A 24,404-nucleotide genomic window follows, 5' to 3' on the forward strand; every position below is an offset into this window, starting at 1 on the left:
CCGCTTACCGCTTACCGCTTACCGCTTAGGCCTGTGGCTGCCCGTATATTTGCTCTGCGCGGTTAAATAGCACCCACGACGTTAAAATATATTTATCATTCGATACTGGCTTATTACCGCGATGAGTATGAGTAAAGTAGCCTGGGGCAATCACCATAGTGCCTTTTTTCGGAGCTATCTTACGATTTTGATAATAAAACTCGGTTTCACCGCCTTCTTCAACATCGTTTAAATAAAACATAAATAACAATACTCGATGCAGTGCTTCGTTATGGTGTAACTGTGGGTACACTTCACTATGCCAATACGGGTAGCCGCCTTTGTTAACTTCGTATTTTTGCGCTTGGATATTACCGAGTCGAAAAATTTGCTGTACCAATAAAGGTAATTGCGGTTTACCTACCTCGTCAAAATTAGCTTGCGTTAAATCAACAGGTTGTCCTGTTTGGGGGTGGTACACTTTTAAACCAAACGCCCCAATCATTATAAAAATATGTTCTTCAATGTAGTTAAAAACATATTGTGCAGTAGTTTGTTGAATATGTTTTAATTGCTCAGCGTATTCAGGATGATTGTTTAAGTGTAAGTCGTGGCTATCTTTTTTATTAAGATCTATGCCGCCTGATGTCATCCCTTGTTTTATATGCGGGCTTTGCGAAAAGGTGGTGATAAAGTTATCGCAAAAGTCATTACTGAGCGCGTTGTCATACACGCGGATAAAGTCCGTCATGAGTTACCTGTTTAATTATTATTGGATTATTATGTTTACTGAAAAAGTGATGCCGCGCTTTAGCGAAACGGATGCACTCGGACACATCAACAATACCGTACTCCCTGTTTGGTTTGAAGCCGCACGTGCACCTATTTTTAAATTTTTTACCCCCGATTTAAATCCTCACGATTGGAAGCTTATTATTGCTAAAATTGAGGTGTCGTTTGTAGGTGAGTTGTTTTACTCGCATGAAGTAAGTATTAAAACATCGGTAGAGCATATTGGCAGCAGCTCATTTGTGCTTCGCCAAGAGGCATGGCAGCAAGATAAATGCTGCGCAATCGGTAAAACAGTGCTGGTACGTTACGACTTTGCCGCTAAAGCTAAGCAAGCTTTATCTAGTATTGAAAAAGCAGCCTTAAATGAGCATTTTATTGCAGCTTCTTAATGTGTAGTTAGTAATTTAAGGTGCGCAAGTAGTTATCTAAAGCGGTGACTTGCGCTTTACTAAAGCGTAGCCCGAGCTTTGTTCTGCGCCACAATATGTCATCGCTGGTTTTTGCCCACTCTTTGTTAATTAGGTAATCGACTTCTTGAGCGTATAGACCATGGCCAAAATGACAACCTAAGTCAGCCAATGCACTGCAATTACCTAGCAGTGCATTAGTTAGCGTGCCATAGGAGCGTACCAGCCTATTTAATAATAACTCAGGCAACCAATTATATTTTACTTGTAGTTGCGTTATTAACGTCGCTTTTTCACTAAAATCTCCGCCTGGTAACGGCGCGCTTTTTGTCCACGCTTCAGTCATATGAGGATAAAATAGCGCGAGTTTGTCCACAGCATTTTCTGCCAGTTTTCGATAAGTAGTTATTTTTCCGCCAAACACACTTAACAAAGCAGCCTGATTATCATCATTATTTAATATCAGCTTATAATCGCGGGTTACAGCTTGAGCATCTGCTGAGTGGTCATCGAGTAATGGCCGTACGCCACTGAATGTATGTACTATATCAGTCGCTTCAATCGGAGTTTTAAAGTAATGATTAGTAATATTGATTAAGTAACTAATTTCTTGTTTGCTAATTTTTACATCTTTAATATTGCCGGTATATTCTTCATCAGTAGTGCCAATGAGAGAATAGTCATCTTCAAAGGGAATGACAAAAACAATACGTTGATCTTCATTTTGGAGAATATAGGCACATGGCTCGTCATGAATACGTGGCACCACGATATGGCTGCCTTTGACTAAGCGAATATGCTGTGGTGATGGCTGAATAAATACATTATCAAACAATGAAGCAACCCAAGGGCCTGCGGCATTAACAATGCATTTGGCTTTGATTTGTAGTTGCTGCTGGGTCGTTTGTTGCGCTAGAGTTACATCCCAATGTTCAATATTGCGCTGTGCCTTTATACAACGAGTACGTGTTGCTATGGTTGCTCCGTGTTGTTCGGCGGCAAGGGCGTTTAAGATCACTAAACGCGCGTCATCTACCCAGCCATCAGCATATTCAAACCCTTGTGTAATTGATGCATTTAGCACACTGTCTTTTGTGAAAATAATCGACTTGGAAGCGGGTAGCGTGTCTCGTTTTCCTAGATGGTCGTAAATAAATAATCCTAGGCGGATCATCCATGGCGGCCGCAAATGTGACTGATGAGGAAGCCTAAACGAGAGCGGCCAAATAATATGCGGTGCTTTTTTTAATAACACTTCACGCTCTAGCAATGCTTCTTTTACTAACCTAAATTGATAGTGCTCTAAATAGCGCAGCCCGCCATGAATAAGCTTACTGCTGTTTGATGAGGTGGCTGAGGCTAAATCGTCTTGCTCACACAATAATACTTTCAAGCCTCTACCACTTGCATCTGCTGCAATACCAGCACCATTAATGCCACCGCCAATGACAAGTAAATCATATTCGTTATCGAGTAACTGCACGGGTGAACCTTAAAGTTAGTTGTTAATGCCAGATTATATTAACGCGATTAGCCGTCATTCTGCGGATTATTAGCAAGCGTCACTTGCGCAATACAATGTAGCCATTTTGCATATAAATCGTTACGCTCAAAGCTACTCATAGTTGGCTCAAAGCGGCGGTCACATCGCCACATAGTTGCTAGTTGCGCTGTTGATTCATAAACACCACTTTGCAGGCCTGCTAAATAGGCGACGCCAAGCGAGGTGGTTTCGGTTAAGGTGGGGCGCTCAACACTCGCACCTAAAATATTAGCTAAAAACTCCATAGCCCAATTATTATTAGCCATACCGCCGTCAACGCGCAAGATGCTGGGGCGCAAGCCATCCCCTTCCATCGCTTTTTGTAAATCTTTAGTTTGATAACCCACTGATTGCAAAGCTGCAGCGACAATCGTACTAATACCTGAATCTCGAGTAAGCCCTAAAATAGCACCTCGGGCATTGGCATCCCAATAGGGAGCGCCTAAACCTGTAAAAGAGGGCACTAAAAATACCCCATGATCTAAGGGAACACCTTTGACGAGGGCTTCACTTTCTCCCGCGCTTTCTAATAATTTCAAGCCCTCTACAATCCACTGCATGGTGGCACCTGCCATAAAAATACTGCCTTCAATGGCATACGTAGGTTTGCCGTTAAGTCTATATGCGATGGTGGTTAATAAGCGATTGTTTGACTTTAGTGCTTTATCGCCGGTGTTAAGCATTAAAAAACAGCCTGTTCCGTAGGTGCTTTTTGCCATACCTTCTTCAAAACAAGCTTGGCCAATTAAAGCGGCTTGCTGATCACCCGCTATGCCGTTAATTGGAATTTCACCACCAAATAACTCGCTGCTAGTAACACCAAAGTCAGCCGCTGAGTCCATTACTTCAGGTAGCATCGAGGCTGGAATATCAAATAAGGCGAGTAAGTCTTCATCCCAGCATTGCTGGTGAATGTTAAACAGTAATGTGCGAGAGGCATTGGTTGCATCGGTTTTGTGTACTTTACCATCGGTTAATTGCCATAGTAAGTAGGTGTCTACCGTACCAAACGCCAGCTCACCTGCTTGTGCTTGCTCTTTAGCGCCAGTGACGTTATCTAAGATCCAACGAATTTTGGTGGCAGAAAAGTACGGATCGAGTAATAAGCCGGTTTTATCATTGACGATTTTACTGTGCCCAGCATCGCGCAAACTATCACAGTACTGGCTAGTGCGTCGGTCTTGCCACACAATCGCGTTGTAAATAGGTTGCCCGGTTTTTTTACTCCACACTAAGGTGGTTTCTCGTTGATTAGCAATGCCTATGGCAATAATGTCGGCAGCCGTTACCCGTTGCTGCGCCAATACGTTTTTAACGCTCGCGAATACGGTTTGCCAAATATCTACAGGATCGTGTTCAACCCAACCATTTTGCACAAAGTGCTGCGGGAAGGTTTGTTGGGCTGTGCCAAAAACCTCGGCATCTTTGGTGTATAAGATGGCGCGAGAGCTCGTCGTTCCTTGGTCAATCGAGAGTATGTATTTGCACATAAAATATAATGTTATTTAACTTAGATAAAGATAGCTTGTCTCTAAGCTAAACGAATAGCAATGCTTTTGCACCATAATGGATGTAATTTTAGGCAAATAGGATGAGTGAAAGGGAGTTAAGGCTCAGTGCTGGCGCTTAGTTTTAAATAAGCGCCAGATATATATAATATAATTATTAGTTGGCAGCATCAGCTAATTGCTGATGGAGCCAATCTTTTAATGCCATTCTATCGTGTTTTAATTGATGCATTGCTTCATCATCAATAGGGGCATCTTGTAACTCCAGGACACGGATTTCTTTATCAATTGCATTGTATTGCTTTGCCCTTGCCGCGAACTCTTCATTATCAGTGTTGAGCTTAGTGATAGTGCTTTGGTATTCAGGGAAATCTTTAGTTAATGAATGATCTTCGCCTAACATAGGTCGCTCCTTATTAAAGCGTGTTACATATTAATCTCGATAGATAAACACGCATGGGTTTTAGTCAAATTAAATGCTCTGAGGCGTTTTGCCAATACAATAGAGCTTGGGCTGATTTAAAATAAATCAACATCAAGCTCAGTATTATCGTTATTAAAGTAATTTCCCTTTGCCTGAATACAAAACACTGACACTCGTGCGGGCTTAAGTTAGAATATGAACGCAGGCAGTTGCCTGCAAACAATTTCTATTTTGAGTGCTTTATTACATGCTTTTAATGATCGATAACTACGACTCGTTTACCTACAATTTGGTACAGTATTTTCAACGTTTAGATCAAGAGGTGCTAGTAAAGCGCAATGATGAGATTTCGGTTAGTCAAATTGCCCAGTTAAACCCTAAGCATATCGTGATATCTCCCGGCCCATGTTCACCAAATGAAGCGGGTATATCTTTGGAGCTTGTTGAGCAATTAAAAGGTCAATTTCCAATTTTAGGTATTTGTTTAGGTCATCAAACAATAGCACAAGCACTAGGTGCGAACATTGTTAGGGCAAAGCAAGTGATGCATGGTAAAACCTCGCCAATTTATCATGCTAATCAAGGTGTATTTGCCGGCTTACCAAATCCATTAACAGTTTGCCGTTATCATTCGTTGGTTGTTGAACAAGATAGCATTCCTGATGAGTTGCAGATCACCGCTTGGACCGAAACTGAAAGTGGCCAGTTAGATGAAATAATGGGCTTAGTTCATAATAGCTTAGCGTTAGAGGGGGTACAATTTCACCCAGAGGCAATTTTAACGCAGCGAGGACTTGAATTACTTGCTAACTTTTTAACTCGGTTCTAGGCTTATGCTAACAAACGTAGTAGCTTCCCTTAATTTATTTATAAAAGATAACTATTAATGACAGATGAAATACGCCAACAAAGGACAGCTAAGGCATTAGAGCAACGAGCCCATGATTTGTTGCTTGGACATAGCTTTGCGCAACGTCAAATTGGCTATATTCATACTCTAGATATAAATTATGGTGAGGCGATGAAGCAGCGCACCTTACTTGAGGTTGAAGTTGCTGCGCAAAAAATACGTAAACTCTCCAGTACTTCGCATCATAAGTACCGCGCTCAAGCCAGCCAGCAGTTACATCAAGTTATTGATACCGCCATGAACAAGCAGTTAGCCGATATTGATACGGTACTACATGAAACCATTGGTATTGAAGATAATGTCCCCGCGATTTTAGACATACTTGCGGTAAAATCAGCATCGGTAGGGCGCCTTGAGCCATTAGTTAAAGATTTAACTTGGTTAGGACGTGAGTTAGTTGCTTTTGTGAATTTGCCTTATTATCGCGCGCAGCGCAATAAACATACTTCGGTAAAAGTTGATAATCCCTCTTTAGCTCTGCGTTATATTGGTTTAGACAACTTACAGTTTGTAGTGCCTACCTTTGCGGTACGTCATTGGATGCCACACAGCACCGAACCATTTCCATTATTGAAGCGTCGCCTACGCGATAACTCAATGGCTTGCGCGATTGCGGCGCAAGAGTTGGCTAAGCTCAATGGTATTAATGAAGTACATGCATTTACTTTGGGTATGTTACTCGATGTTGGCAAGATAGCTTTGATTCGACTCTATTTACGTACATTCGAACGAGTGTGGCAGCGCAAAGTAACCCTTGCCCGAGAAGACCAACATAAAGATCTTCACACCGCATTGTTAGAGTTAAAACCTGATCCGTTATTTTTAAGTACTTTACTTAATCAGCATGCGCTAAAAGTCACGGCGACGGTGATTGATAAAATGGCGTTTCGGTATTTACCTTTTAATGCTGTGTTATCGCAGTTGATTAATGGTGTGTCCAAAGGGGATTCACTATTGCCATTAGCGATGTTAATGCAAAAGGCACGTTGTTATAGTCAATGTGTTACTTTGAGCGAACATCAGCTGGTGGAAAGTGATGAAAAATCACTCTGGTTTGATTACGTTGGGTTATCAAAACAGGAACTAGAACAGCTTGAAAAAACCAATTTGCAGCACTTTCATATTAAAATTGACTAGTTTCATAAATTTTTTGTTAATTTTTTTACGACTATTCATTCATCATTAATATCTACTCTTACCCATATTTTATCTTGCAAAGCTCTGCCTGGTGGGTGGTGGGGCAGCTATATAGAATAAACAACCCCATAATTCGTTATTCAGATAGTTATTCACTATCTCTGAAATTATATCTCAAAGCCTTTAATAACAAGGGCTACATGAAAGTTTTATAAGAGACAATAACGAAAAACTCTGAAATAATGATTATCTGAAAATTGAACCAGAGAGTATTTTTTGGCGATGTGAGCTATGCTGATTTACGCCAAAGGAGATGGTACAACAGTCTATCATCAAGCCTATTTTTTAAACTTTCTGTAGGATCACAATTAAGAGGATATAAAATGACAGTCAATCGCGAATTATTTGATCAAGTAATGGTTCCTAACTACGCACCTTCAAGCGTTATTCCTGTTCGTGGCGAAGGCTCACGTGTATGGGATCAGCAAGGTCGTGAATATATCGATTTTGCCGGTGGTATCGCTGTTAACTGTCTAGGTCATTGTCATCCAGCATTGGTTAAAGCATTAAAAGAGCAAGGCGAAAAAATCTGGCACCTATCAAATGTAATGACTAATGAGCCAGCACTTCGTTTAGCTAAAAAATTGGTAGATGCTACATTTGCTGAAAAAGTATATTTCGCCAACTCAGGCGCAGAAGCAAATGAAGGCGCACTAAAATTAGCGCGTCGTGTTGCGCTTGAAAATTTTGGTGAGCAAAAATCGCAAATCATCGCTTTCAATAAAGGTTTCCATGGCCGTACATTCTTTACTGTAACCGTGGGCGGTCAAGCTGCTTACTCTGATGGTTTTGGTCCTAAGCCGGGAGATATCGTACATTGTGACTATAACGATTTAGCCGCATTTGAAGCACTAATCTCTGATAACACATGTGCGGTAATGATGGAGCCATTACAAGGTGAAGGCGGCATTATCTCTGCTACTGACGAGTTTGCTCAAGGTGTACGCCAGTTATGTACTAAACATAACGCATTACTTATTTTTGATGAAGTACAAACTGGTGTCGGTCGTACTGGCGATCTTTACGCATACCAAGGGTTAAATGTAGTACCTGATATTTTAACTACTGCAAAAGCACTTGGCGGCGGTTTTCCAATTGGTGCAATGATCACCACGACAGAGATTGCTAAGCACCTTAAAGTCGGTACTCATGGTTCTACTTATGGCGGCAATCCGTTGGCATGTGCTGTTGGTGAAGCAGCCTTTGATACTGTGAATACACCAGAAGTATTAGCTGGCGTAAAAGCAAAGTCAGCATTGTTTAATGAATTACTAACTGCAATTAACGATAAGTACAACGTTTTCTCGGAAATTCGTGGTCAAGGTTTATTAATTGGTGCTGTGGTTAATGAGCAGTTTAAAGGTCGTGCTAAAGAGTTTTTAGTAGCAGGAACCGCTGAGGGTGTGATGTCGTTAGTCGCGGGTGCCGATGTGGTGCGTTTTACTCCATCTTTAGTGATCCCTGAAGCGGATATCCGTGAAGGGATGGCGCGCTTTGAAAAAGCCGTAGCCAACGTTGTGAACGGTTAATCAACACCTCTAATCATAATAAGGGCAAGTAGCAAGCTTGCCCTAATATTCTTAATTTACCGTTATTTATAAGGGAGCAAGCGGACTCATGATGATCCTTCGCCCAATCCAGCAATGTGATTACCCAGCTTTATTGAAAATTGCCCACGAATCAGGACATGGTTTTACCTCTTTACCTAATAACGAAGAGTTATTACAAAAGAAGATAGCTCATTCAATAAGCTCATTCGCAAAAAGTGCATCTCATCCGGGTGATGAAGGTTACTTGTTTGTTCTTGAAGATAGCGAAACAGGTGAAGTAGTCGGTACCTCAGCAATTGAAGCTGCGGTTGGTTTAGATGATGCGTTTTATCACTATCATTTAAGTAAAGCTATTCATTCATCTCGTACATTGAATGTTTATAAAGCGGTTGATATTTTAACCTTGTGTAATGATTACACTGGAGCAACTGAGCTTTGTACGCTGTTTTTAAAAGATGGTTACCGTAAAAATAATAACGGTAAGCTGCTTTCAAAAGCACGTTTTATGTTTATCAAGCAGCACCAAGAACGCTTTGCTGAAACCGTAATTGCAGAAATGCGCGGTGTTTCTAACGAACACGGCAGTAGTCCATTTTGGCAATGGTTAGAAGAACACTTTTTCTCGATGGATTTTCCAACAGCTGATTACTTAACCGGTATTGGCCAAAAAGTGTTTATTGCTGAACTAATGCCAAAGTACCCAATTTACGTCAACTTATTAAGTAAAGAGGCGCAAGCCGTGATCGGCAAGGTGCACAATAATACGCGCCCTGCGATTGAACTACTGAAAAAAGAAGGCTTCACCTTTAATGGCTACGTTGACATTTTTGATGCTGGCCCAACGGTAGAAGCAAAAGTAGATAATATTGCAACTATTCGTAATGCCAAAAACTTTACCGTAAAAATCGGTGAAAACAGCGGCGAGACGGCTATCATGCTAGCGAATGACAAACTCAATGATTTTAGAGCAACCGTTGCACAACTAAACCTTGATGAAACAAGCTCTGAGTTGACTTTGCCACAGGCAATGGCCGATGCACTGCACTTACAAGCTGGCGATATAGTTACCGCAACACGTATATAATTTAGGAGAAAGTACATGACTCATCCTGCACAATTTATTAATGGTCAATGGTCGCAAGGCCTAGGCGATGCATTTAATTCAGTAAACCCAGCCAATAACGAAATTATTTGGCAAGCAAACTCAGCCACCAGTGAGCAAGTAGACACCGCTGTTAACTCTGCGCGTGCAGCATTTTATAGCTGGGCTGATAAATCATTTGCAGAACGTTTAGCGATTGTAAAAACTTTTGCCGAAACCCTAAAAGAGCACAGCGAAGAGCTTGCTGTTGTAATAGCCCAAGAAACGGGTAAGCCGTTATGGGAAACTCGCACTGAAGCGGGTGCTATGGTCGGTAAAATAGCTATCTCTGAAAAAGCATTTTTAGAGCGCACTGGCGACGTAGAAAACCCAATGCCGCAAGGTCGTGCAATGATCCGCCATAAACCACATGGTGTAGTGGCGGTATTTGGCCCTTATAACTTCCCTGGTCATTTACCTAATGGCCATATTGTGCCTGCACTTTTGGCGGGCAATACCGTGGTGTTTAAACCATCGGAGCTAACTCCAGCTGTTGCTGAGCTAACGCTTAAGTTATGGGAAAAAGCAGGTTTACCAGCAGGGGTTATTAACCTAGTACAAGGCGAAGTAGCCACAGGTAAGGCTCTTGCTGCTCACAAAGGTATTGATGGCTTATTCTTTACCGGTTCATCACGCACAGGCCATATTCTGCATGAGCAGTTTGCCGGTCAACCAGGTAAAATCTTAGCATTAGAAATGGGTGGTAACAATCCGCTTATTATTACTGATGTTGCTGATACCAAAGCCGTTATTCACGATATTATTCAATCAGCATTTATCTCAAGTGGCCAACGTTGTACCTGTGCACGCAAGCTATTTTTACCAGCAGGTGAGCAAGGCGATGCAATTTTAGCCGGTTTAATTACCGCGACTAAAGCCATCAAAGTGGGCAACTACGATGATGTAGAGCAACCGTTTATGGGCTCGATGATCTCATCAGCTGCGGCTTCTGGTATGGTAAAAGCACAGCAACAACTCGTTGAGCTTGGTGCTGAAGTATTGGTTGAGCTTAAGCATACTGAAAATACAGGTTTTGTAACGCCTGGTATTATTGAGTGCACAGATGTTGCTAACTTCCCAGATGAAGAGCACTTTGGTCCACTATTAAAAGTATTCCGCTTTACAGATTTTGATAGTGCGATTGATAAAGCCAACGATACCAGCTTTGGTTTGTCTGCGGGTTTACTCAGTGATAATGCGGCAGATTACGACCATTTTTTACGTCGTATCCGTGCTGGTATTGTTAACTGGAACCGCCCAATCACCGGTGCCTCAAGTGCAGCTCCTTTTGGTGGTATTGGTGCATCAGGTAATCATCGTGCAAGTGCTTACTATGCAGCTGATTATTGCGCATACCCAGTTGCCTCTGTTGAACTTGAAAAAGTAGCAATGCCAGCAACATTAAGCCCAGGCTTAAAAATCGATTAATCGATTTTGGTCAAATAGTAATAAATAACTAAAAAAGCAGCCAAGGCTGCTTTTTTTGTATTGGTTAATGCTCAAAGGTAGCAATTAAAAGCGCTTTCTGCTTAAATCAATACAGTCGTTTTAATTAGGTGTGGATAATTATGGTTTTAGATAGGCAAGGATATGATGACCTCATCATGTATCTTACTCAAAATTTAGCATTATTTGAGAAGTCCGGCGAAATAAAACCAGGCGCTCCTACTATTATGGAGCTAATAGAAGATGATATTGCTGAAAATGTTATGTTGTTATGCCAGCAACACACAGAGCTTTCTACTGAACAACGTAGTCAAATCGTGCGTGAAGTAGATGGCATTGTATACGACTTACAAGAAGTTCTCAGCAGCGTCACCAGTAATCAAGTGACAATAGAGCAACATGCATTTATCGATGAATTTGCCGCATTGGTAAAAAACCTCTTTGATAGCGCAGTTGTCGAAAGTGCCTGATCATTCCAATTATCGTTTTTAATTTGCAACTGCGTGTGACTTCCTTACAATCAAGGAAATAACTTCTTTGAGAGTAATAAAATGCAAGCGAATGTGAAATGGGTTGAAGGCGATACTTTTTTAGGGCGTTCTAATTCTGGTCACAATGTTGTGTTTGATGCTGGTAGCGATAGCGCCGCACCAAGCCCAATGGAAATGGTATTAATGTCAGTTGGCTGCTGTTCATCGGTTGATGTAGTCAGTATTCTAAAAAAAGCTAAACAACAGTTTTCAGATGTGCAAGTGCAATTGAGTGCTGAACGCGCAGAGTCCGCTCCGCGAGTATTCACTAAGATTAACTTACACTTTGTTGTGACTGGCGACAACGTTTCAGAAAAGCACCTTGCGCGTGCCGTTCAACTATCTGCAGAGAAGTATTGTTCAGTAGCATTAATGCTTGATAAAACAGTAGAAATTACCCACACACACGAAGTTATACAAGAACAGGGAAAATAACGCTTTTTCCTGAGGTGAAATTCGTATAAAATCCGCGAACTTTTCATTCTGCTCTGGCAGATTTCACTTGTTTATAGGTTGGTTTATCATGAACAAACCCTTCGATAAAATTAAACTTCATGGCTTTAATAACTTAACCAAAAGTTTAAGCTTTAGTATTTACGATATTTGCTATGCAAAGACTGAGCAACAACGTAAAGAATATATTGAATATATCGACGAACAGTACAGTGCTGATCGACTAACCGATATTTTAGGTGAAGTAGTAGACATTATCGGTGCGAATATTTTAAATGTTTCGCGTCAAGATTACGACCCTCAAGGTGCTAGTGTAACAATTCTGATCTCAGAAGAGCCAATTGAGCAGCAGCAAACTTATGAAGTTGATGAAGCACCAGGACCATTACCTGAAACAGTTGTTGCTCATTTAGATAAAAGCCATATCTGCGTTCATACCTATCCTGAAGCTCACCCTGATGATGGTATTTGTACTTTCCGTGCCGATATCGAAGTATCGACCTGTGGCATTATTTCGCCATTAAAAGCGTTAAACTTCCTAATTCATAGCTTAGAGTCAGATGTTGTAACAATTGACTACCGAGTACGTGGTTTTACCCGTGACGTAGATGGTGTTAAGCACTATATCGATCACGCGATCAACTCAATTCAAAACTACATGACCGAAGATACCAAAGAAGCGTACCAAATGATGGACGTGAATGTGTATCAAGAAAACTTGTTCCATACTAAGATGATGCTAAAAGAAACAGACCTAAATACTTATTTATTTGGTGTTACTACGAGTGATTTATCTGAAGACGAAGAAGAAGCAATTCGTTCTAAATTAACACGTGAAATGCAAGAAATCTTTTACGGCCGTAACCTGCCGGAAGCAGAATAAACTCACTTAATTAGTAAGTTTTAAAAAACGGCGCGCAATGTAAATTGCGCGCCGTTTTTTATTAAAGTTGCTAAATGCAGCAACAAAAGCAAACGAAAAGACCATCCTTCCTAAGTATACCTCCTAAATTAGCCTGAAAATGTTGGTGACGACATTCCTTGACGCTAGCAGCTGTGGCTAATAGTCTAAGTAAACAGCCCGTCTTCTATTATGGATCAATATGCAGAATCAAGGCCTAGCACAGCAACTATTTTTGGCAAAGCAGGTGAGGGAGCACGAAGCAAAAGCAGCGACCTTGGCAGGCGTTAGCATGTTCACTTTGATGGAGCGCGCAGGGCATGCGGTATTCTCGCAGTGTATCGAGCATTTTCCGAATGCTCAGCGCTACTTTATTCTGGTCGGTTATGGTAATAATGCGGGCGATGGCTATATTGTGGCAAGCCTTGCCAAGCAAGCCGGTAAGGAAGTCATTGTACTTGCAGCCGATACCAGTAGACATCTCACCGGGGATGCGCTTACAGCTCAGCAACGTTGGCAAGCATTGGGGGGCGAAGTTGAAAGTTACACGGAAGGTCGCCTCAATAATGCCGATATTATTATTGATGGTTTGTTAGGTACCGGAATTAATAGTCAAGTTCGTCCGCCATTTTTAACGATGATTGAAGATGCCAACGCGCAACCTAGCGCAATAGTGGCAATTGATTTACCTTCAGGCATAGACGCCGACACCGGGCAGCCACTTGGCATCGCTATTCAGGCTACTATTACCGTTACTTTTGTGGGGATTAAACAAGGCTTAGTAACCGGTGCCGGGCGAAGTGCTGCAGGAAAAATCATTTTTAATGATTTAGGGATCGCAGAATCATTTACCAAGTTAGTGGATGCTAGCGCAACACTTATCAATATCACTAGTTTTAAACCACTTGCTGCACGAAGTCGCAATAGCCATAAAGGGAACCACGGCAAGCTGTTATGCGTCGGTGGGAATCAAGGTACTAGCGGGGCCATTCGTTTATCAAGTGAAGCAGCACTTCGTACAGGCGCTGCAATGGTGCGTGTTTATACTCATCAAAGCAGTGTACAAGTCGTTAGTAGTGGTCGCCCTGAATTAATGGTCAGTTGCGACAGTTTATCCGCAGCCCTTGAATGGGCAAATTGTGTCATTATTGGTCCAGGTCTTGGTCAGGATAGTTGGGCGCAAACGACATTTGAGCAGGTTATACAATATTGCTTAGCAAATAATTTACCATTAGTTATTGATGCTGATGGCTTAAATTTGTTGGCTAAGCATGCTTTAGAGTATCGCCTTAAAAATTGCATAATAACCCCGCATGCTGGTGAAGCCTCACGGCTAATGAAAGTTTCAATTGCTGAGATTGAAGCAAATCGCTTTCAATCTGCTACGGATTTAGCTAAACGTTATACCAGTACCAGTGTGCTGAAAGGCGCGGGTAGCCTGATCGCCAACGGGCAGCAAACTTGGTTGTGCGAAAATGGTAATCCAGCGCTTGCCGTTGGTGGCAGTGGTGATGTGCTTACCGGCATCATAGGTGCGTTACTTGCTCAAGGTTTCGCTGTTGATCAAGCCGCATGTTACGGTGTGACATTGCACGCTAAAGCAGCCGATATTTTGGCAGAACGCGAAGGGGAGCGCGGTATGTTGCCAAGTGATTTATTTGCTATTGTTAGGCAGCTCATTAATGGTAAATAGCGGTTAAATATACTTTTTGGTCACTATTTTTAGGAACTCGTTTTGCTAAATACAGCACAGTCCCTATACTCTAATTTGCGCGGCTATTATTTACTACTGAGGTAAAAAGAAGATGTTGATACAAAAAAAAATGTACCTAGGGAGTTTTCTGCTGCTGTTGTTTGCTTTAATTATTCTGTCAGGAATAATGCAGCTAGTTGTTACGCCAATCATTAAAAATGACGCTATATCCAGCGCAAAATTACAAGCAAAGGTGATCGGCGAATCGTTAGCAAAAGATTTAGCTAAAAGTGCCACCTTAACGCAAAGCTTAGCCGTGGTAGCCGAGACTTTGCCATTGCAGCAGGCGGCCTTTATTGAAAATATTGCTCCTTTGATTGCAAGTGGCAAAGGTATTGCGGGTGGTGGTATTTGGCCTGAGCCGAATAAAATGCTGCCTTCAGCAGCAAAGGCATCTCTTTTCTGGGCGAAAACAGGTAATGGCCAATATAAACTTTTAGATGATTATAACCAGCCCGACAGCAGCGCGTATCAACAAGAAACCTGGTATAAAAATGCCATTAACGCTAATCGGGGTGAGTGCGTTTGGTCCGAAGCTTATGTAGACACGGTATCGAATGTACCGATGGTTACCTGTTCCGTGAAAATAATCCGTGATAACCAATTTTGGGGGGTTGCCACCTTAGACGTTGAACTGGCATCTATCGAAAGCTCATTGATCGCAGAGAACAATGCTACGGGCACCTATAACTTTATTTTAGATAGCGCCGAGCAATTAGTATCGATTCCATCGATACGCAATACTAACTTAGCAATGATGAGCCTTACTCAGGTTGCCAGTAAAGACAGTAGCTTAAAGCCGTTGGTCAGCGCCTTGCAAAACAGCAATACAACTGTTGCTGAATTTGCCAGTGGTGTGGTTAATAATGACGAATCTATTTTAGTAACTTACTCATTGGCAGAGCAAAATTGGCGCTCAGGGGTTATTATTCCTGCCGCAATTGCCAAGAAAACCGTTAACACCCTCACTTATTATTTATACAGTTCATTTATCGCCCTTATTCTCGCTTTTGTATCAGTATTACTGATTTTTGGTAATCGCCTGGTGCAGCAAATTAACACCACCACAGAGCAAGTTAGAATGTTGGTGCAAGGTCGCACGAATTCAAAACTGGCCGTGCGTGGAAGTGATGAAATGAGCCACTTATGCGAAGCGATTAATGATTATGGCGATCATCTGATTAAGATTTTAGAACAGATCCAAGCAGAAGCCGCTGCGGTTAAAAACAACGCTGAAGCGATGGATAACTTAAGTAATAACAGCCAAATTCGTACGCAAGAGTTAATGGAAGAAAACAACATGTTGGCTGAGGCAATTCATGAAATGTCGATAGCAGCCTCATCAGCCTCACAAGATGTTTTGAGCGTTGCAGATATTACTACGCAATCAGCTGATTTAGTGAATTCTGGTTTTGATGTTATTGAGAAGAATGCCGAATCAATCCAGTTATTATTTGATAAATTAACGGAATCATCAGATGCCATTTCACGGATTGCACAAGACTCAAAACAAGTGGGCTCGGTGCTTGATGTGATCATGAATATTTCAGAACAAACTAATCTACTTGCGCTTAATGCCGCCATTGAAGCTGCTCGAGCAGGTGAATCAGGGCGTGGTTTCGCGGTAGTGGCTGATGAAGTTAGAACTTTGGCACATCGTACTCAGCAATCGGCTGGCGAGATTGAAACCATGATCAGCCAATTGCAAGAAGCCGCTAGTCGAGGGGTTAACGTTATTGGAGAATGCCGTGAATACTCTGAAGTGGTGAACGAGCGCTCAGCAACAACACGTGCACAGTATGAAAGTATTGTTACCGCGTTTAATGATATTAAAGAGCGTTCATCAAGCATTGCCGTAGCGACTGAAGAGCAATCACAGGTAACCGAAAATGTGAAAAACTTGGCAGAGCGAATTCGTGAGATCTCTGTGCAAAATGCCAGTGATGCTGAAGAATTTCGTAGCGTCAGCAAAGATTCAAATAGCCAAGCACAGCGTTTATATCAAATTAGTCAGCAATAATGTGATTCATTGATAGTGTTTTTCAAGCATCGTGAGCTGAGAATGTCAGCGCGATGCTTCACCTTCGTCCTCTTCTGGTGGATCGCCGGAGTCTTCTTTGCGTTTACGCTGCTCTTGTTTGGCTTTTTGTACATTCTCAAATTGCGGGGGTGGAATAGGGAATAACGAAATAAGCGGAAAGAACGACAAAAATAAAAAAGCCCCTCGTGACATGGTTTTACCCCACACAACTATTTTTACCATTGACCACAATATCACCAGTAACAATAACGTCACTACACCAAGGTGAACTAATAATGTTTCAATGCTAACTTTGTTTAATAAATCCATTTGTTTTTAATATGGTTACTAATAGTTAGTTAATGAGGGTTAATTGAACAATATCAAGTCAACCAGAGGTTCCATATTAAGCGCCAGTAGGTTGTGATTTATCGCGATTAGTGACCTCTCACAGACTGCTTTTAATTTAATTGTAGTAAGTCCCATTTATTACCATACAAATCTTCAAATACCACAACGGTGCCGTATTCTTCTACGCGGGGCTGTTCATTAAAGTTAACGCCATTTTTTTGCATTAATTCATAATCTCGCCAAAAGTCATTGGTATGTAAAAATAAAAACACTCGGCCCCCAGTTTGGTTGCCCACAGCCTCTAACTGCTGTTGAGTACTTGCTTGTGCGAGTAATAAATTAGTGCCATTAGAGTTAGGTGGTGATACTAATACCCAGCGTTTGCCATTACCCTGATCAGTATCTTCGATTAAATCAAACCCCAGTTTTTGAGTGTAAAATGCAATCGCATCATCATAATTCCCTACAACTAATGCCATGCTACCTATATGCTGTTTTATGTTTGTCATTGTCCTACCTTGAAATAATGCAGTGCTTAAAGATGCTTTTTAGCATATAAGAAAATATAACCCGAGGACAAAAGGCTGGTACGTTAAGTGCGGTGCTAGATTTATCAGTAGGTCTGACTTCAGTCAGAAAGCTTTTCCCGATAAATCTGGACTTACGTGTGGCTGGCGCTAGGTTTTAAACTTATTATCTTTAAAAACAAAACCCAGCTTTCACTGGGTTTTTAATAACATAAATATTATCGATGTAACTCACCGGCTCGTTCTGGCTGATAAGTGATTGCTTTTATTTTTACTTTTATGAGACCGCCACTTGGTTTTGGCCATTCAATTTCATCACCTTGCGATAGACCAAGTAGGGCGCTGCCAACAGGGGCTAAAATTGATATTTTATCAGCACTTGCATCAGCATTTTTCGGATACACTAAGGTCTTAGTGAATTCTTCTTTAGTTGATTCAACAATAAAGTTTACCGTTGAGTTCATAGTAACCACTGTCGAAGGCACATCTTTTGGCTCAACGATTGTTGCGCGGCCAAGTTCAGCTTCAAGTTCTTTTTCGCCAGCAAAGCTTCCTGCTGGTAATGATTCCATTAAATCATACAATCTATCAGCATCGAGTGACGAGATGATCAGTTCAGGCTTTTTATTCATCTTAATATCCTTAATTATGGCTTATAAATAAAATTAACTCTGAGTATGGTTTTGGCATACAGTTAAAAAGCACTGCAATACGCTGGAGTCATTTTATTTGCTACTTTATCGTTGCTCTTAAAGCTAAAAACCCAGCCGAAGCTGGGTTTTTATTTTAGCTAGATGGTTAGGAGATGAATTACATCATGCCGCCCATACCACCCATGCCGCCCATGCCTCCCATGTCAGCGCCGCCAGCTTCATCCTTTGGGATTTCAGCTACCATTGCTTCAGTGGTGATCATAAGGCCAGCAATCGAGCCTGCAAATTGTAGTGCAGAGCGCGTTACTTTTGTTGGATCTAGGATACCCATTTCAATCATGTCGTTGTATTCGCCAGTTGCTGCGTTGTAACCGAAGTTACCCGTGCCGCCTTTAACTGCGTTAATAACAACAGACGCTTCGTCACCTGCGTTGGTAACGATTTGACGAAGTGGTGCTTCCATAGCACGTAGTGCTACTTTGATACCGTGGCTTTGATCTTCGTTGTCACCAACTAAATCAACAAGTTTGCTTGCTGCACGTACTAGTGCAACACCACCACCAGGCACTACGCCTTCTTCAACCGCAGCGCGAGTTGCATGAAGTGCATCTTCAACGCGGTCTTTTTTCTCTTTCATTTCTATTTCAGTAGCAGCACCTACTTTGATTACCGCAACACCGCCGGCAAGTTTAGCCATGCGCTCTTGTAGTTTCTCTTTATCGTAGTCTGATGTTGCTTCTTCGATTTGTGCTTTGATTTGCGCAACGCGACCGTTGATGCCAGCTTCTTCGCCTGCACCATCGATGATAGTTGTATCATCTTTAGTGATAACTACGCGCTTTGCAGTACCTAAATCTTCAACTGTCGCTTTTTCAAGTTCAAGGCCGATTTCTTCAGAGATAACCGTACCGCCAGTTAATACTGCGATATCTTGTAGCATTGCTTTACGACGGTCGCCAAAACCAGGTGCTTTAACTGCTGATACTTTAACGATACCGCGCATGTTGTTAACAACTAGAGTAGCTAGTGCTTCGCCTTCAAGGTCTTCAGCAATGATAAGTAATGGTTTGCTTGCTTTAGCAACGGCTTCTAATGTAGGTAGCAACTCACGAATATTAGAGATTTTTTTATCTACAAGTAGAATAAATGGGTTATCTAATTCAACAGCGCCTTTTTCTGCGTTGTTGATGAAATACGGAGATAAGTAACCACGGTCAAACTGCATGCCTTCAACAACATCTAGTTCGTTTTCAAGTGATTGACCTTCTTCAACAGTGATTACACCTGAATTACGGCCTACTTTTTCCATTGCTTCTGCAATGATGTCGCCAATTTCTTTATCAGAGTTAGCTGAAATAGTACCCACTTGAGCGATTGCTTTTGCATCTGCACATGGTACTGAAAGTTCTTTTAGCTCAGCAACAGCTGCGATGATTGCTTTATCAATACCGCGCTTAAGGTCCATTGGGTTCATGCCCGCAGCAACCGCTTTTAAGCCTTCGTTTACAATTGACTGTGCTAATACTGTTGCAGTAGTTGTACCGTCACCGGCTGCATCGTTTGCTTTAGATGCAACTTCTTTAACCATTTGTGCGCCCATATTTTCAAACTTGTCTTCAAGTTCGATTTCTTTTGCCACTGATACACCATCTTTAGTGATCACTGGAGAGCCAAATGATTTGTCTAGGATTACGTTACGGCCTTTAGGACCTAAAGTTACACGAACTGCGTTTGCTAAGATGTTTACGCCAGCTAGCATTTTAGCGCGTGCGTCACCTGCAAAAAGTACTTCTTTTGCTGCCATGATTAATTTCCTTTGAATTCTGAATGTTTGTTAAACGAAAAGTAGCTTTAGCCTACAATGCCTAAAATATTGTCTTCACGCATGATCAGGTACTCTTGACCTTCGATCTTTTCAGCTTTTTCAACATATGAGCCGAATAACACAGTGTCACCGACTTTAACTTCTAATGCTCTCACATCACCGTTATCTAGAGTACGGCCATTACCCACTGCAACAACTTTACCGCGGGTTGATTTCTCAGCCGCAGAACCAGTTAATACAATACCGCCAGCAGATTTGGTTTCTTCTTCTAGGCGCTCAACGATCACGCGATCATGTAAAGGACGAATGTTCATTTTATTTAGTTCTCCTAACAGTTTCTGAACAGGACAGAAAAAAGCTTTATATGTACCAGTTTGCATTAAACCCTGTGGTTCAAGGCAATTGATTTAGTTGTACTCAGTAATGGGGGTATTGCTTCAAAACCCAAGTGATAAAAATTAAAATTTTTAATCTTTTCTCTCGTACTCACCATCAATAGTGGTCGGCTCGCTCATTTTGCGAGGTTCTGGCTCTGAATGGGTGTGCTGATTAAATGCTGTTGGACCTTGTTGCATGCCTGCACTCATACGCACCGTTGCTTGACTAGCAAGGCCTGCAGCTAGTTTATTGCGAATGGCCGGGGTCAATAATAAAAAACCGAATACGTCGGTCATAATGCCTGGAGTTAGCAATAATATGCCAGCAATAATCACACATAAACCGGTAAATAATTCTTTGGCTGGCATTTGCCCTTGCGCCATTTGTGTTTGCACATTTTGCAGTGCGCCCATACCTTGTGTTCTAACTAATTTTGCGCCGAATATTGCGGTTACAATAACCAGTGCAATAGTGGCGAATCCACCAATTACATCAGCTACTTGAATTAACAACGCAATTTCAATAATTGGCACGAGAATAAATAATAAAAACAAAAATCTAAACATAAGGCTCTCTAAATAGTGATCACTCAGTTGAGTTGATGAAATATAAATATGGGTTATCAGGTCTTTTTTCAAGGCTAGTGGTAAAGCAGTGTTGGCTAAATCGCCTGAACTCTGATTAAGCGATTTATTATCCGCAGTTTAGGTTAACTACACTTTGCCTTAGCTATCAGCTACTATGGCATTGGGCAGAGCAATCAATCAAAGGTTCAATATGACGACTCATTTTCGACTTATTTTTACCACTTGCGCAGATGTAAGTGAGGCACGCTCCATAGCTGAGCAATTAGTTAAGCTTAAATTAGCTGCGTGTGTGAACATTCTTCCAAATGTGGAATCTGTTTATATGTGGCAAGGAGAGGTTGCTTATGCAACCGAGTGTAAATTATTAATTAAAACGAAGTCAGAAAAAATGAATGAATTGATTCAAACTATCAAGCAATTACATAGTTATGAAATTCCTGAAATACAGGTTATTGATGTGGCCACTGGCAATTTAGCCTATTTTAATTGGATGGATGAGGTGCTTAATTAATGCGTTGTTTTCTTTTATTGCTTTGTGCGCTGTCGTTAATGCCAGCACAGGCTGCAACTAATAATTTATTAAGTGATTTGCTGCAGCCCAAAGAGCAAACATTTTTACCTGTTGATCAGGCATTTTCATTTGATTTTGATCAGCAAGGCAGCACACTTTTTGTTGGTTGGGATATTGCGCCGGGTTATTACCTATATAAAAAGAAGCTAGAAATTATTGGTAAAGGTGCTGATATTGAAGTGCCCGATCTTGGTAAAGGCGTGATCATTGAAGATGAGTTCTTTGGCAAAACAGCAGTGTTTTTTGATTCACTGAGTGTGATCAGTAAGCTAAGTAATATAGCTGAAGATGGCGTAATTAAAGTTCGCTATCAGGGCTGTGCTGAAGCAGGGCTATGTTACCCGCCAGAGATCATTACTATTCCATTGAGTACGATTGCCGGTGAAACCCCTACAACAGATAACGCGACAGCAGGCAATGCATTAGCTGCGCTTAACGCTGAATCAGCGGCTGCTGCAGAGAATGTTGTAACGCAAGATGATGACTCAGAAAAAGAATTAAACTTTACTGAAAAACTGGCCTCGCAAGGTTTGTTAGCGAACTTAGCGATTTTCTTTTTGGTCGGTATTGGTCTGGCATTTACGCCATGTGTATTTCCGATGTTTCCTATTTTGTCGAGCCTAATTGCAGGACAAAAAAATCTTTCCACTAGAAAAGCTTTTGCGCTTTCTTTTGTTTATGTGCAGGGTATGGCCGTTACGTATGCGGCGCTGGGCCTTGTGGTTGCATCACTTGGTGGTCAAGTGCAAGGTTATTTGCAGCACCCATATGTATTGATTAGTTTCAGTTTATTATTCGTTTTACTCGCTATGTCGATGTTTGGTTGGTACGAAATAAAGCTCCCTAGCGGCATGATGAATAAGCTCACACAAGTAAGTAATAATCAAAAAGGCGGCAACTACATTGGCGTGTTTTTAATGGGGGTTTTATCGGGTTTAATTGCGTCACCTTGTACCACTGCACCGTTATCAGCTGCGCTATTGTTTGTTGCGCAAAGCGGCGATTATTTAGTTGGCGGCTTAACTTTGTATGTGCTGAGTTTAGGGATGGGTATTCCGCTGCTGTTATTAGGCACCTCCGGCGGTAAATTATTGCCAAAAGCAGGCGGCTGGATGGAACAAGTTAAAACCCTGTTTGGTTTTATCATGCTGGTAGTGCCATTGATCTTGCTTGAACGTATTGTCGATGCAGACATCATATTACTTATGGCGGGCTTATTAGCATTAGCAACGGCCTTGTATTTACATCATTGGCAGAGCGCTCAAACACAAGGTAAGTTAAAAACTGCATTGTGGTTTGTTGCAACGTTATTAGTTGTTAGCGGTGTGAGCTTAACTAAAAACTATATATGGCCAACAGCGCAAGTTGTTAGTGCCGCAAATGGCGAGCAACAAGAGCGCGGCTTTAAATTAGTTGCTGACTTAGCTGAGCTCAAACAAGCAATAAATGATGCAAACAGTGATGGTCGTTTAGTGATGGTCGATTTATATGCAGATTGGTGTGTTGCGTGTAAAGAGTTCGAGAAATACACTTTTCCTGACGCTAAAGTACAAGGTGAGTTTGCAAACTTTGAGTTGTTAAAAATTGATTTGACCGAAAGTGATGATAAAACAATTGCTGTAATGGAAGAGTTTTCGGTATTTGGTTTACCCAGTATTTTGTTTTTTGATACACAAGGTGAAGAGCTTGCAGCACAGCGTGTGACGGGCTTTTTAAATGCCAAGGACTTTGCTGAGCATTTAGCAAAAGTGAAAAATAGCGCTAAATAAACATTTTTCGCACCGCTATTTTAAACGCCACTTTATATGAGTGGCGTTTTTGTTTTTGTGGTGGTTACTAGTGATTAGACCAGTATTTTGCTGCTATTTACATCGAACTGGCTATAATAGGTGGTTAACGTGAGAAATACTTGCTATTTTAGTTTTCCCCCTCTACATTTTGCGGGGATTTCTAATCAAAATGGCTTAACTCATTATTTATAGGATTATCGCGTATTATGGCTGCAAAATTTAAACTTTTAGTTATAAATGGCCCTAACTTAAACATGCTGGGTAAGCGTGAACCAGAAAAATACGGTTTACAAACACTGAGTGAGATTATGAGCGAACTAACTGAGTTTGCGCATGGTCTAGATGTTGAGCTAACGCATTTTCAAAGTAATAGTGAGCAAGCTTTAATTGAGCACATACATAGTGCATGGCAGGTCATTGATTACATTATTATCAACCCAGCGGCATTTACGCATACAAGCGTGGCTTTACGTGATGCGTTACTGGCTGTTGATATCCCGTTTTTTGAAGTGCACTTAACTAATGTGCACACGCGGGAAGCGTTTCGTCATCATTCATATTTTTCTGATGTGGCGCAGGGCGTGATATGTGGATTAGGCGCAATGGGTTATCGCGCAGCACTTGAAGCTGCGGTCAATCGGTTGCAAAACTCGAATTAATTTTAAACTAACAAACTAACAGGCGGGTCGTTCATGGATATTCGCAAGATCAAAAAACTAATTGAACTAGTAGAAGAATCAGGTATTGCTGAATTAGAAATCACCGAAGGTGAAGAATCAGTACGTATCAATCGTAATAATATGAGTGCAGGTCCTGCTTACGCTCCGCATTATGCACCACAGTACGCACCAGCACCGGCTCCAGCCCCTGCAGCTGCACCTGTTGCAAGCGCAGAAGCGGCAGCACCTGCCGGTCCTACTGGCCATCAAGTATTATCGCCAATGGTTGGTTCTTTCTATACAGCAGCTTCTCCTGAAGCGCCTTCATATGTAGAAGTGGGTTCACAAGTCAAAGTAGGTGATACGCTTTGTATCATCGAAGCGATGAAAATGATGAACCAAATTGAGTCAGATAAAGCGGGCACCGTGAAAGCGATTTTAGTTGAAAATGGCGAGCCAGTAGAATTTGATCAACCTTTATTCATCATTGAATAATAGCGCAACCTAAA

General features: G+C 41.5%; 25 protein-coding genes. 15 read left to right on the plus strand and 10 right to left on the minus strand.

Annotated features, from left to right (window positions below; genetic code table 11):
- Positions 1-25 precede the first annotated feature (25 nt).
- Positions 26-730: a 2OG-Fe(II) oxygenase gene (locus tag H5162_RS16295; protein ID WP_145238009.1), complete on the minus strand. Its 705-nt coding sequence runs from the start codon at positions 728-730 to the stop codon at positions 26-28.
- Between the two features lie 31 nt (positions 731-761).
- Here H5162_RS16295 and H5162_RS16300 point away from each other — a divergent pair, with 31 nt between their 5' ends.
- Positions 762-1,160, plus strand: a complete 399-nt coding sequence (locus H5162_RS16300) for a thioesterase family protein (RefSeq protein ID WP_182718911.1) — start codon at positions 762-764, stop codon at positions 1,158-1,160.
- Positions 1,161-1,167: 7 nt separating this feature from the next.
- Here the strand turns inward: H5162_RS16300 and glpD are convergent, their stop codons facing one another.
- From glpD to H5162_RS16315, 3 genes are all read right to left on the minus strand, one after another.
- Positions 1,168-2,661: a glycerol-3-phosphate dehydrogenase gene (glpD, locus tag H5162_RS16305; RefSeq protein WP_182778998.1), complete on the minus strand. Its 1,494-nt coding sequence runs from the start codon at positions 2,659-2,661 to the stop codon at positions 1,168-1,170.
- Positions 2,662-2,708: 47 nt separating this feature from the next.
- Positions 2,709-4,211 carry a glycerol kinase GlpK gene (glpK, locus tag H5162_RS16310; RefSeq protein ID WP_145238018.1) on the minus strand — a complete coding sequence of 501 codons (1,503 nt, stop codon included), beginning with the start codon at positions 4,209-4,211 and terminating at the stop codon, positions 2,709-2,711.
- Positions 4,212-4,386: 175 nt separating this feature from the next.
- Positions 4,387-4,632: a YdcH family protein gene (locus tag H5162_RS16315; protein WP_145238021.1), complete on the minus strand. Its 246-nt coding sequence runs from the start codon at positions 4,630-4,632 to the stop codon at positions 4,387-4,389.
- Positions 4,633-4,900: 268 nt separating this feature from the next.
- Here H5162_RS16315 and H5162_RS16320 point away from each other — a divergent pair, with 268 nt between their 5' ends.
- The 10 genes from H5162_RS16320 to H5162_RS16365 all read left to right on the plus strand — a co-directional run bounded on the left by H5162_RS16320 (position 4,901) and on the right by H5162_RS16365 (position 16,554).
- Positions 4,901-5,482, plus strand: a complete 582-nt coding sequence (locus H5162_RS16320) for an aminodeoxychorismate/anthranilate synthase component II (RefSeq protein ID WP_145238024.1) — start codon at positions 4,901-4,903, stop codon at positions 5,480-5,482.
- Between the two features lie 57 nt (positions 5,483-5,539).
- Positions 5,540-6,700 (plus strand): HDOD domain-containing protein, encoded by a 1,161-nt coding sequence (locus H5162_RS16325; protein WP_145238027.1) that lies wholly within the window; start codon positions 5,540-5,542, stop codon positions 6,698-6,700.
- Positions 6,701-7,083: 383 nt separating this feature from the next.
- Positions 7,084-8,289 carry an aspartate aminotransferase family protein gene (locus H5162_RS16330; protein WP_149980483.1) on the plus strand — a complete coding sequence of 402 codons (1,206 nt, stop codon included), beginning with the start codon at positions 7,084-7,086 and terminating at the stop codon, positions 8,287-8,289.
- Positions 8,290-8,377: 88 nt separating this feature from the next.
- Positions 8,378-9,394, plus strand: coding sequence for an arginine N-succinyltransferase (astA, locus tag H5162_RS16335; RefSeq protein WP_145238033.1), 1,017 nt, complete (start codon positions 8,378-8,380; stop codon positions 9,392-9,394).
- A 15-nt stretch (positions 9,395-9,409) separates the two neighbouring features.
- Positions 9,410-10,879, plus strand: coding sequence for a succinylglutamate-semialdehyde dehydrogenase (gene astD / locus H5162_RS16340; RefSeq protein ID WP_182740846.1), 1,470 nt, complete (start codon positions 9,410-9,412; stop codon positions 10,877-10,879).
- A gap of 140 nt (positions 10,880-11,019) precedes the next feature.
- Positions 11,020-11,367 carry a DUF3802 family protein gene (locus H5162_RS16345; protein WP_149980484.1) on the plus strand — a complete coding sequence of 116 codons (348 nt, stop codon included), beginning with the start codon at positions 11,020-11,022 and terminating at the stop codon, positions 11,365-11,367.
- 81 nt (positions 11,368-11,448) lie between these two features.
- Positions 11,449-11,862 (plus strand): OsmC family protein, encoded by a 414-nt coding sequence (locus H5162_RS16350; protein WP_145238042.1) that lies wholly within the window; start codon positions 11,449-11,451, stop codon positions 11,860-11,862.
- An 88-nt stretch (positions 11,863-11,950) separates the two neighbouring features.
- The gene (gene speD, locus H5162_RS16355; protein WP_145238045.1) at positions 11,951-12,763 is read left to right on the plus strand and encodes an adenosylmethionine decarboxylase; all 813 of its coding nucleotides are present in this window, start codon (positions 11,951-11,953) and stop codon (positions 12,761-12,763) included.
- 220 nt (positions 12,764-12,983) lie between these two features.
- Positions 12,984-14,474 carry an NAD(P)H-hydrate dehydratase gene (locus H5162_RS16360; RefSeq protein WP_182779000.1) on the plus strand — a complete coding sequence of 497 codons (1,491 nt, stop codon included), beginning with the start codon at positions 12,984-12,986 and terminating at the stop codon, positions 14,472-14,474.
- A gap of 187 nt (positions 14,475-14,661) precedes the next feature.
- Positions 14,662-16,554, plus strand: a complete 1,893-nt coding sequence (locus tag H5162_RS16365; protein WP_259398268.1) for a methyl-accepting chemotaxis protein — start codon at positions 14,662-14,664, stop codon at positions 16,552-16,554.
- A 45-nt stretch (positions 16,555-16,599) separates the two neighbouring features.
- Here the strand turns inward: H5162_RS16365 and H5162_RS16370 are convergent, their stop codons facing one another.
- From H5162_RS16370 to H5162_RS16395, 6 genes are all read right to left on the minus strand, one after another.
- The gene (locus H5162_RS16370; protein WP_149980487.1) at positions 16,600-16,884 is read right to left on the minus strand and encodes a hypothetical protein; all 285 of its coding nucleotides are present in this window, start codon (positions 16,882-16,884) and stop codon (positions 16,600-16,602) included.
- A 131-nt stretch (positions 16,885-17,015) separates the two neighbouring features.
- Positions 17,016-17,414 (minus strand): VOC family protein, encoded by a 399-nt coding sequence (locus H5162_RS16375; protein WP_149980488.1) that lies wholly within the window; start codon positions 17,412-17,414, stop codon positions 17,016-17,018.
- 236 nt (positions 17,415-17,650) lie between these two features.
- Complete coding sequence (gene rnk, locus H5162_RS16380; RefSeq protein ID WP_182718918.1) at positions 17,651-18,064, minus strand: nucleoside diphosphate kinase regulator; 414 nt, start codon at positions 18,062-18,064, stop codon at positions 17,651-17,653.
- A 178-nt stretch (positions 18,065-18,242) separates the two neighbouring features.
- Positions 18,243-19,889: a chaperonin GroEL gene (groL, locus tag H5162_RS16385; protein ID WP_145238063.1), complete on the minus strand. Its 1,647-nt coding sequence runs from the start codon at positions 19,887-19,889 to the stop codon at positions 18,243-18,245.
- A gap of 47 nt (positions 19,890-19,936) precedes the next feature.
- Positions 19,937-20,224: a co-chaperone GroES gene (locus tag H5162_RS16390; RefSeq protein ID WP_054204533.1), complete on the minus strand. Its 288-nt coding sequence runs from the start codon at positions 20,222-20,224 to the stop codon at positions 19,937-19,939.
- A 153-nt stretch (positions 20,225-20,377) separates the two neighbouring features.
- Positions 20,378-20,854: an FxsA family protein gene (locus tag H5162_RS16395; RefSeq protein ID WP_182735547.1), complete on the minus strand. Its 477-nt coding sequence runs from the start codon at positions 20,852-20,854 to the stop codon at positions 20,378-20,380.
- Positions 20,855-21,065: 211 nt separating this feature from the next.
- Here H5162_RS16395 and cutA point away from each other — a divergent pair, with 211 nt between their 5' ends.
- From cutA to accB, 4 genes are all read left to right on the plus strand, one after another.
- Entirely contained in the window at positions 21,066-21,386 is a 321-nt protein-coding gene (gene cutA / locus H5162_RS16400) for a divalent-cation tolerance protein CutA (RefSeq protein ID WP_182732161.1), read from the plus strand.
- Positions 21,386-23,215: a protein-disulfide reductase DsbD gene (locus tag H5162_RS16405; protein WP_182760333.1), complete on the plus strand. Its 1,830-nt coding sequence runs from the start codon at positions 21,386-21,388 to the stop codon at positions 23,213-23,215. The genes cutA and H5162_RS16405 overlap by 1 nt, the downstream gene beginning before the upstream one ends.
- 227 nt (positions 23,216-23,442) lie before the next feature.
- On the plus strand, positions 23,443-23,895 hold the full coding sequence (gene aroQ / locus H5162_RS16410) for a type II 3-dehydroquinate dehydratase (RefSeq protein ID WP_145238079.1): 453 nt from the start codon (positions 23,443-23,445) through the stop codon (positions 23,893-23,895).
- A 33-nt stretch (positions 23,896-23,928) separates the two neighbouring features.
- Positions 23,929-24,390: an acetyl-CoA carboxylase biotin carboxyl carrier protein gene (accB, locus tag H5162_RS16415; protein ID WP_182735549.1), complete on the plus strand. Its 462-nt coding sequence runs from the start codon at positions 23,929-23,931 to the stop codon at positions 24,388-24,390.
- Positions 24,391-24,404: the final 14 nt, after the last annotated feature.

It is taken from the genome of Pseudoalteromonas sp. SR41-8, from assembly GCF_014163915.1.
GTDB classification, from domain to species: Bacteria; Pseudomonadota; Gammaproteobacteria; order Enterobacterales; family Alteromonadaceae; genus Pseudoalteromonas; species Pseudoalteromonas rhizosphaerae.